The sequence below is a fragment of the Bradyrhizobium pachyrhizi genome, assembly GCF_001189245.1.
In the GTDB taxonomy this organism is placed as follows: Bacteria; Pseudomonadota; Alphaproteobacteria; order Rhizobiales; family Xanthobacteraceae; genus Bradyrhizobium; species Bradyrhizobium pachyrhizi.
In genome coordinates, this window is the sequence record NZ_LFIQ01000103.1 from 48,255 (window position 1) to 57,320 (window position 9,066).

The 9,066-nt window shown below is 57.9% G+C and carries 9 protein-coding genes; 5 read left to right on the forward strand and 4 right to left on the reverse strand.

Features of this window, described 5'->3' with window-relative positions:
- Window positions 1-29 precede the first annotated feature (29 nt).
- From AKL29_RS25730 to AKL29_RS25740, 3 genes are read left to right on the forward strand one after another with little or no spacing between them, the layout of a single operon-like run.
- Window positions 30-899: an EamA family transporter gene (locus AKL29_RS25730; protein ID WP_244482415.1), complete on the forward strand. Its 870-nt coding sequence runs from the start codon at window positions 30-32 to the stop codon at window positions 897-899.
- Window positions 896-2,185: a hypothetical protein gene (locus tag AKL29_RS25735; RefSeq protein WP_050386100.1), complete on the forward strand. Its 1,290-nt coding sequence runs from the start codon at window positions 896-898 to the stop codon at window positions 2,183-2,185. Before AKL29_RS25730 ends, AKL29_RS25735 begins: the two co-directional genes overlap by 4 nt.
- Window positions 2,182-3,516 carry a glutamine synthetase family protein gene (locus tag AKL29_RS25740; RefSeq protein WP_050386101.1) on the forward strand — a complete coding sequence of 445 codons (1,335 nt, stop codon included), beginning with the start codon at window positions 2,182-2,184 and terminating at the stop codon, window positions 3,514-3,516. Before AKL29_RS25735 ends, AKL29_RS25740 begins: the two co-directional genes overlap by 4 nt.
- A gap of 349 nt (window positions 3,517-3,865) precedes the next feature.
- On the opposite strand, the gene AKL29_RS25745 is transcribed toward AKL29_RS25740, so the two are convergent.
- Window positions 3,866-4,123, reverse strand: coding sequence for a hypothetical protein (locus AKL29_RS25745; protein ID WP_050386102.1), 258 nt, complete (start codon window positions 4,121-4,123; stop codon window positions 3,866-3,868).
- A gap of 1,142 nt (window positions 4,124-5,265) precedes the next feature.
- Here AKL29_RS25745 and AKL29_RS25755 point away from each other — a divergent pair.
- Together AKL29_RS25755 and AKL29_RS42250 are read left to right on the forward strand one after the other, a co-directional pair.
- Complete coding sequence (locus AKL29_RS25755) at window positions 5,266-6,309, forward strand: GSU2403 family nucleotidyltransferase fold protein (protein ID WP_050386104.1); 1,044 nt, start codon at window positions 5,266-5,268, stop codon at window positions 6,307-6,309.
- A 72-nt stretch (window positions 6,310-6,381) separates the two neighbouring features.
- Window positions 6,382-6,663, forward strand: coding sequence for a hypothetical protein (locus AKL29_RS42250; RefSeq protein WP_152977769.1), 282 nt, complete (start codon window positions 6,382-6,384; stop codon window positions 6,661-6,663).
- Window positions 6,664-7,570: 907 nt separating this feature from the next.
- On the opposite strand, the gene AKL29_RS25765 is transcribed toward AKL29_RS42250, so the two are convergent.
- The 3 genes from AKL29_RS25765 to AKL29_RS42255 all read right to left on the reverse strand — a co-directional run.
- On the reverse strand, window positions 7,571-7,831 hold the full coding sequence (locus AKL29_RS25765; protein ID WP_152977770.1) for a hypothetical protein: 261 nt from the start codon (window positions 7,829-7,831) through the stop codon (window positions 7,571-7,573).
- Between the two features lie 25 nt (window positions 7,832-7,856).
- The gene (locus AKL29_RS25770) at window positions 7,857-8,114 is read right to left on the reverse strand and encodes a hypothetical protein (RefSeq protein WP_050386107.1); all 258 of its coding nucleotides are present in this window, start codon (window positions 8,112-8,114) and stop codon (window positions 7,857-7,859) included.
- 641 nt (window positions 8,115-8,755) lie between these two features.
- On the reverse strand, window positions 8,756-9,066 hold a 311-nt coding region (locus AKL29_RS42255; protein ID WP_193395253.1), incomplete at its 5' end, for a hypothetical protein.

The window sequence follows — 9,066 nt, forward strand, 5'->3', positions numbered from 1 at the left end:
CAAGACGCTTCGCTCTGGGAGTTCTCTTTGTGGCGCTTTATGTCGTCCTGAGCGCGGCAGGGGAGGTTTATGCGGCATCGTATTTTCAGCAGGCAGACGTGTTCGTCGCTCTTCTCGTGTCCTTTGCCGCGGTGTGTCTGACATTCAATCTCCTGGCGAGGCACGAGAGCGGAACGGCGCGGGCTGCGAAGTCGGCGCTCCCGGTTTTTGTGTCGCTCAATGTCGTCACCGCGATCAGTTGGATCGGGTTGTTTATCGGCCTGAAATACGCCGAACCTGCGATCGTCGTTGCGTTCATGGTGGCGTTAGGACCCGCCGCAACGGTGTGGTTAAACGCGCTGATCAGGCGGCAGGGCGTCCCTCCAGCATCCGATATCGTCGTGAGCGTTACGATCGCGGCGATTGGAAGTTACATGATCTGGATTTCGGCGACCGGCAACGCTGGCGTGGAGTGGGGGGCTCGATCGTCCGTCGGCATCGTCTTGGCGATCGTGGCCGGCCTATCGCTCGCCGTTACAAATATACTCGTCAAGCTATTGTTCGACCGCGGATTTTCCGGTCGACAGGTGCTGGCGCATCGCTTTTACGGAACAATCCTTTTGCTGCTGGGATTGGTCGACCATTCCTCCATCCTGTTTGAGATCACACAGCATTGGCTTGCGATCGCAACGATTGGGCTATCCACGATCATCGTTCCTTTGCTCTTGATCCAGGAGGGCATTCGCCGCGTAGAGCCCTTCACGGTCAACATGGTCCTGTCCACCGCCCCTGTCATCACGTTCCTGTTCCAGTACTTCGATTCTCGCATCGTTCCTTCGCCACACACGTTCGTTGGAAATGTTCTCATTACGACTGTCGCCGTTAGCAACGTCTATCTGCAGTATCGGAGGTCCGCATGAACGAACGGAATTGTGTAATCGTCGACGCATATTCGACTGGCCGATTTCTGCCGGAAGAGTTCAAGCGGTATGGAATTGGAACAGTGCATGTGATGTCGGCTGCACAGATTCCGCCCATCTTCCAATCCCATTTCAATGCGGAACTGTATGATGAAGTCATTCGCCCGCCGGAGCGCATGGGATACGAGGAGATCGTTGAACATCACCTCCAGGCTCTCCATGGCAGGGAGCTGGAGTTCGTCATAGCGGGGTGCGAGACCGGAGTTGAGTTGGCCGATTCCATCTCGGAGCGGCTGGGCTTACCTACAAATGGGACCGCCCTTTCAGCCGCCCGGCGCGACAAATCGCGCCTGTCCGAAGCGTTGGCCGCGGCAGGCGTGCGATCGATCAGACAAGTCGTGTCCGACAATGCCGGAGAAATCGCAGGCTGGAAGCGTGAACAGAACTTCGATGAGATCGTGATCAAGCCGCTGAACAGCACAGGCACGGAAGACGTGTTCTTTTGCTCGACGGATGCGGATGTTGAGCGCGCTGTAACTGCTATCGTCGGGAAGACGAACCGCGTCGGAGCGCTCAATCAATCGGCACTTGGACAGGAGAAAATTAGCGGCCAGCAATATACCGTAAATGCCGTCTCGATCGACGGGGAGGCCTTCGTCACGGAGGCCTGGACCTATGACACTGTTCCTATTGAGGGCGCGTCGTCGGTCTGCTCACTCGAGCGGTTGTTGGGTGGTAAGGAGCCAATCGTGCTTGAACTGTCCGACTACCTTGTGCGTGCGTTGCGCGCGCTTCGGATCGCCGACGGACCTGCTCATGCCGAGATCATCGTCGATGATCGGGGACCAGTTTTGGTCGACTTCGGAGCCAGGCTGCAAGGAACCATGTCGGCAAAAGCCCGGACTATGGCTTTGGGCCACAACCATTTGACGCTCACGGCGTGGCGCTACGCAGATCCCAAAGGCTTTGCCGAGTATATGAGGCGACGCGGGGTTTACAAGCGGCAGGCTCATGCACTGTGCGTCTCGCTGATTTCCGACATGGGCGGTACTGTTGCCGGCTATCCTGGACTCGATGCGATCGGCAAGCTCCCGAGCTTCGCGGACGCCATTGCATTCGTTCCGATAGGTCAAAACCTGATTCCGACGATCGACCTGGCGTCGACGCCAGGCATTGTGTATCTCGTGAATAACGACCTGATACAGCTTGAGGATGATTATCGCCAATTGCGTGCGATGCGGATGGATCAGGTGTTCGATTTGGTGGCGCAGGAAGCCAACCAATGACCGACGCCCGGGTAGATGGCGCGAATTCAACCGCCGCCGCGATGATCGGTGTCAGCGACTTCGATGGCATTCTTCGAGGCAAGCACGTCCTAGGTGAGGATCTCTCGGGTGGGGATAAAATCATCAAGTTCTCCGAAGCGGTGCTCGCGTGGGACTGTTCGGACCGGGTCATCCCGGCGAGCTTCATGCAAAAGTCGCTGTCAGCATTCGGAGACGCCGATCTGCGTATTCTCTCGGGCACCGGCCGTCCGGTGTCTTATGTCGGCGATCGGTATCTCTATCTCGCCGAGTTCACCGGCGCACATGAGAGCGTCTGCCCGCGCGGTATTCTGCGTAAGGTCCTACGAAGGGCTGCTGATCACGGATACCGCTGCACTGCCGGGTTCGAGTTTGAGTTCATGCTGTTCAAGGAGAACGCCGACACCATCGAAGACAAGCCGTTCGGCCAATGGGCTCCGTTAACGCGGGGCCCGTTCGGCTACTCGATTGCGCGTTCTGTCGCGCACCAGGAGCTGTTCGGTGAGATCCTGGCGCTTTGTGAGAAATCCAAAATACCTCTCAGCGGGCTGCACTTTGAAACGGGACCTGGCGTGATTGAAGCGTCGCTTCGTCATTGTGACGCCCTGGAAGCTGCCGATCGAGCAATCATATTCAAGTCGATGATAAAGGCCTGGGCGCAAACACGCGGCATGATGGCCACATTCATGGCCAAGGTTTCCGAGAAATGGCCAGGCCAGTCCGGCCATATTCACATCTCGATGTCCTCAGATAGTCAGAATGCGTTTCACGATAATGCGGCGTTTTGCAACATCTCGAGGCTTATGAGGCAATTCATCGGCGGACAATTGAAATACATGAATGAGTTCTGTGTGCTCGCCGTGCCAAACTTCAATAGCTACAAGAGATTGGTACCCGAGTGCTGGGCACCAATCTGTCCGAGTTGGGGCGTTGACAACCGCTCCTGCGCGGTACGTGTCATTCCGGGAGAGCCGTCTGCACATCGCCTCGAATACAGGCTACCCGGCGCAGACCTGAACCCATATCTTGCCCTCGCATGTGCCATCGGTTCCGGCGTATTGGGCATCGAGACAAATGCGGTGCTCCCGGCTCCGATCGTCGGTGATGCAAGCGCGGAGATTTGCCTCCCGTCCGGAAGACTGCCTCAAAGCCTGTCAGAGGCAACATATCGGTTTGCACAGTCCCCGGCAGCCAATGATGTCTTCGGAGAAGGATTTGTTGAAGCCTTTTCTTGCTCTCGTCGCTGGGAATGGGAAGCCATTCAACATCGGGTCACCGACTTTGAACGTCGGCGGTACTTCGAGATCATCTAGTGTGAGCCGCAGCTGCGCACTGCTGCAACCATTTCGTTGATCATTCGCACATCGGGTCCTATCAGATCATGTGAATGGCGCCGGACGGCTGGTGCGGCTGCCTGTAAGGCGGAATTCGAGGCTTCGTGTCACGAAGGCGTTAATCAAGCGCAAAGGCAAGACGCTGGTCCCGGGATGTGGTCGCCTGTTCACCGGTTCAGTTGAACATCATCTCTCGGCGGTATGGCACCCATTGTCACAACCATCATCGCCGGCGTGCATGCCGAAGCTCCACTTGCTCTTCGCTCAATGAGCACTGCCGCGACATCGCATTTCCGCGATGATGGCTGCAGACTTCTACGGCGCGAAGTCAATGCTGAACGCAAGCCGCCACGCGTTGCTCGCCGGCGGAATGTGCGACTATCCAATTCAATGCCACAATGATCCCGAGACGGCTCAAAAGCTCCTGCGGACCCGGCCGATGGGCCATGAGGGTGATCGCGATCGGCATGATCGCGATCGCCGCCGCGCGGTGGGAAATATGATCGGCGCCGAAATGATCGGCGCCGATCATGCCAAAGTCGGGATGAGGCATGTCGCCGGTGCCGTCGAGCAGCAGCATCTGCATGCCGATTGGGCCGAGAGGGCACACACCAGCGGGTGAGGGAGCCTCATCGACATGTCGACGAAGCCGCTATCAGAGCTTTGGTTGACGCACGCAAGAAGACCATTATTGCCGTCGAGTTTGGCCGCTTCAGCCAATGGCATTCACGCGAGGCGGCGGCGAGCCATTGGCCCGGAGCGTTCGCCGGTCGGCAGCAGCAGCGGCCCCGAAACGGCCGGTGCGATCGTCATCGGCATTCGTGCCGCCGACTGTTGAGCAGCAGCAGCGGCATAGGGTGACGCCGGCGGCGCATGATGGCACCGGTTTTGCCGCTCGATTTCCGGCTCATTGGAGGGGCGGGCTGCGACGGTTCGGCCGCGCCTCTGTTCGTTGTAGAGTTTGGGGTATTTTATTCCCAAGTACGTGCATTGAACTTATGTTCCTCGCGTAATGCAAATTGGGGCCCATTAAGATGGTGGGAGAGGGAAAGTTGACCCGGGCCGAATTCCGCGAAACCTTCTCCCGGCCAGCCGCGCTCGTCGTCGGACTCACGTCTGGGACGCACGATTTATCAAGAATCGCAAAGGTCGGTTGACCGACAAGCAAGGTTACCTTGCGATCGAGAGCACGTTGCATTTGGCGGATGGGCCGCCGCCGCCGAGCTAGGCGTGCTCCGCGAACCGAGAAGTGCCATCTCCAAGCGGGCTTGCCTGGCTCGCGAGCGAACTAGGCGGATCAAGGATTATCAGGAGCTCCTGCCTAGCCGGTTCCGTCCGGGGAAGGTACGACGCTGATCTTCGGGGCGGCCTCGCCAATGATGAACGGTCGCTGCCGAAACATCCGAGAGAGACTTTCAAGCACCACGAAGAAGGCGTCCCGCTGGGGGTAATCGAAAACGAAGCAGTCGATCTGGTGCCTCTTCGGACGACCGGCAGTTGGCGGCCTCATCTACCAGTTGGATCATGATGTTGCAGAGGAAGAAACTGATGAGCGTTCGCTTGATCGCTTGATCGGCGGTTCGATGGGGCTGGGTTAAAGGGATAGAGAAAAGTTCCCGGTTTCAACAGTTTGGTTATATATCCAACATAACTGTTGAAGTAATTGATTTTGTATGATAAATAGCGTTTCAACAGAGTTGTCATAAATCGTATCTGACTGTTGAAACCATGGATTTTCAGGAGCTTAACAATGACCAGCGCCGTGAGGTGGTCAATAGTCAGCAGCGCTTCCAGGCCCTGAGGGACGCCAAGGAGGCCTACGATGCTCATCGGGGTTCCCTGACCTGGTTGCAGTCTAAAGGCCGCGAATACCTCGTCCGCAGCTACTACGACAAAGCGGGCCTAAGGAAGCAAGCCTCGCTCGGCCCGCGTTCCCCCGAAACTGAAAAGATGAAGGCGGACTTCGAAGCTAAACGCGCTGCTGCAGAAGACCGGCTGAAGAACTTGCGCGATACCATGGAGCGGCAAGCCGCGGTCAATCGTGCGCTCGGCTTGGGCCGCGTACCGTTGATTGGTGCCCGGATCATGCGCGCTCTCGACGGCTTCGGAATGTTGGGTTCTGGGATTCGGATTCTCGGGACAAACGCGATCTACGGTTATGAGGCCTCTTCCGGCGTCAGACTCGATCCGGGCTTGGCCACGACGGAAGACATCGATCTGTTGTTCGACGCGCGGGGCGGACTTACGTTCGTCGCGGACGACGACGTCTCTCAGTCATCGCTCATGAAGATACTCAAGCGAGTGGACACTAGCTTCGAACGCGCCAAGCAGACTTTCCGTGCTGTAAACCGGGACGGCTATCTCGTCGATTTGATTAAGCCAGTGCAGAGCCCATCTTGGAAGAAGGCTCCAGACAAGATCGGCTCTGACCCGGAAGATTTGACTGCCGTGCAAATCGAAGGACTCGATTGGCTGCAGAATGCTCCCGCCTTCGAGGCGGTCGCGATCGACGAAAAGGGCCAACCGGTGCGCATCGTGGCTCCAGATCCGCGAGTTTGGGCCGCCCATAAACTATGGCTGTCCCGTCGTGCGGACAGGGAGGCGCTCAAACGCCAACGCGATGCAGCGCAGGCCAAAGCCGTAGGCGCTTTGGTGGCCAACTATCTTACTCACCTCCCGTTCGACGCAGAGCAATTGAGGATGCTTCCGAAAGAGGTGGTGGACGGCGCGGCGCGTCTTTTCGCTAAGCAAGATAGCGCTGCGCGAGCCTAGCAGCCAGGGTCTGCAACAACGGCTCCGGCATATCCGGCGCCGATCATCAGCGGCACCATGATGATGATCAGCATGCTGCTGCTCATCGGCATGCTGGCGATCATGATGCCGGCATCATCATCATCACCAGGTGAAGGTGGGGCTCATGGCTTGCCCAGCACTCCCCAATCGATCGCAAGGTCGGCGGTGGCGGCCTTCTTCGACTCGTCGTCATCAGCGAACGTTGCGGGACCGACGCTGAGTAGCTTGGGCGGCGAGTTTGGCCTCGCTCCGTTGCTCGGCAAAACATTGGCGGTGATCAGCGACGCCCGTTTCGTCGGTAAGAACAGCAACGTCGTCGTTGAAGGTTGTTGAGCATCAGCGGCGAAGATAGCCATGCTGCGCAAGCCGGATCGATACCAGAGACGGGCATCTGCGCGATGCGGAATCGATGGTTTCGAGAGGCAGTGTTGATCCTCAGGTGCGATGCTTTCCCGTGTGCCGCGTCGGAGATGATCGTAATCATTCCGACATGAGGTCTGTGCTCGTCATCCCAACGCGCCGGGGCCTTTCGCGCCTGCCGAATAACGAAACGCGAGGAGCTTGTCAGGACCGGCAGAGCGAATAGCAGCCTCGAAAGCCGGCATGAATGTGAGCCTCTTCATACAGCACGCTTCTCCAAGCAACCGTGAGCGGGCTGGCCTATGAGCACCGCTGTGGGATACCAAAGCTCTCCACCGGTCATGACGATAACCTCCACGGCATGTCGCTGGACCGAACGCGGCAGACCCGTGGCCAACGGAAAATCGCGCGGGCGGCTGGGGGACCACCCGCGCTAGTCTGGGTGGAAGCTTGGCCATCCCGGGGGGCGCGATGCATGAGAAGCCAAGCCGTATTCCTCCCAGCAACTTGCGTGCCAAACGCTCGGGCGCGCAGCCTCATCACGATGCAAAGCATAAGCTCATGAAGCGCAGCGCTGGTCGACGCTGAAAAAGCGTGCGGGCGGAGCGAGAGCCGCCCGCACGAGTTGCGCTACGAAGCGGCTTGGGCCTACGAGGTCATCATTAGCAACCAAGCCGTGCATGACTCAGCAACAGGCGTGCCAGACAATGAAGGGACGACGAGATGCCAAAAGTTGCGCCTTTTCACGCTGCGCCAGCCAACTGCTCGGGCGGCTTTCGAACATGAATGTCGGTAACCTGACCGGTGGTAGGAGCATCGGAGGAGCAGCACCCAAATCGAGGTCGCGAGGTGATTGGATCGATCCTATTGTGCACACCGATCAGCGCGCCGCGCTCAACGCTGAGCCCTTGCAACTGCCCTCTTCGATCGGGCAGTTGAGCGTTGCGGTCATTGCGCCGTAGTTGATCATGGTCAGCTTCATGGCTTCCGTCGGGGCAACTGCAGACGCGCGAGTTAAATGGCTGAATTGTTCTTCGTCGCCGTATTCCTCGGCGACCGTCACAATCCAGCCATCCATCTTGGTGCGTTGCGGGCTCGGCCTCCGGCCGCAGGATGCACCCGGCGACGTGTCGATTGCCACTCATCGGCATGCTGCTGGTCGCGAATTAGTCAACAGTCCCCTTGTCCGCTGCGTTGCCGCCGGCTGCACTCTTCGCGCCCTTGGTCGACTTCCTGCCCACTTTCGCGCCCCAGGTCCTGAGCCTGGGCGAGGAGTCCTCATCATCGCTCATGCCGCTCTGTATGCTCGTACCAAGAACGCCTTTACGAGCCTTGGCATCGGCGGCGAGGCTTTGCGCAATGACGGGGTATGCGAGGAAAGCCGAAAGGCCGCATGCGATTACGCAGGTCTTCACTAGTTTCATCCATGGCTCCTGGATCGATTTTCTTGCGACAGAACGATTTTGGCGTAACGCTGGGCGCGCCAGCTTGCACCGTTCGCGTCGCATTGAGAGTACGAACGGTGCGGCTTCACATAATCTCTCGTATGTGGTCATCGTTTAGGAGATTTGGGGTGAATTCGCGAAGTTACTATCTTATTTGTGGCGGTACAAAACATCCGTGTCGACGTCGACCTTGCGCGTACCCTGCTCAAGATTAGAGGGCGGTTTTTGGAGAAAGTCTTGCGCGGCTGATGAAAGTGACCTCCATGAACATCCGCAGAAGTCAACCTGTCATCTCGACACGAAGTGTTCAGCGGGAGACAGCAGCAAGACTTGCGGCCTCGCAATTGTGTGACTGGCTCCCGAAATATCTTGCCTCATACGAGGGGAGTGCGCTTATTGCGGATCTTCGCGCGGGCTTAAAGCAGATCCAAGGACGGCCGTTGCAGCCGCACAGCATGCTCTATGTCGGGCGGCTCATGCGTTGAGAAACATTCCACGATCAAGCCCAGTGTTGACGACACCAGCTTTGTCATGTGGTTTGTGCTACATCCCGGTCCGATGTTTCGCGTCTCTAAAGTCTGCCGACAGTTTTTAGGGTACACCCTGACGCTGCGTGAGGTTCAAGCGATTTCTGCGGTTTTGATCATCAGACCGAATCCCGTGTCGGCGGCCACTTTCCAAGCGTCGTTCCTAACCGTGTTCATCAAGCTGATCTTCTGGGATCTTACGGGTCCGTGCCTGTCGCCGAAGCGGCTTAGGGAAGCCGTCGTGCGCTCGCCGTTTAAATAGGCCCGGTTTCTTCGGCAATCGGCATACTCGTTGGTGCGGGCAATGGCGCGCCGCTCACGCTCGGATTCGAAGCCGTCCAACTGGAGATGGCCATTGAGAAGCTGGTGTTCGCGTTCGCCCTGTCCCAGATCGGGGTGCCGTC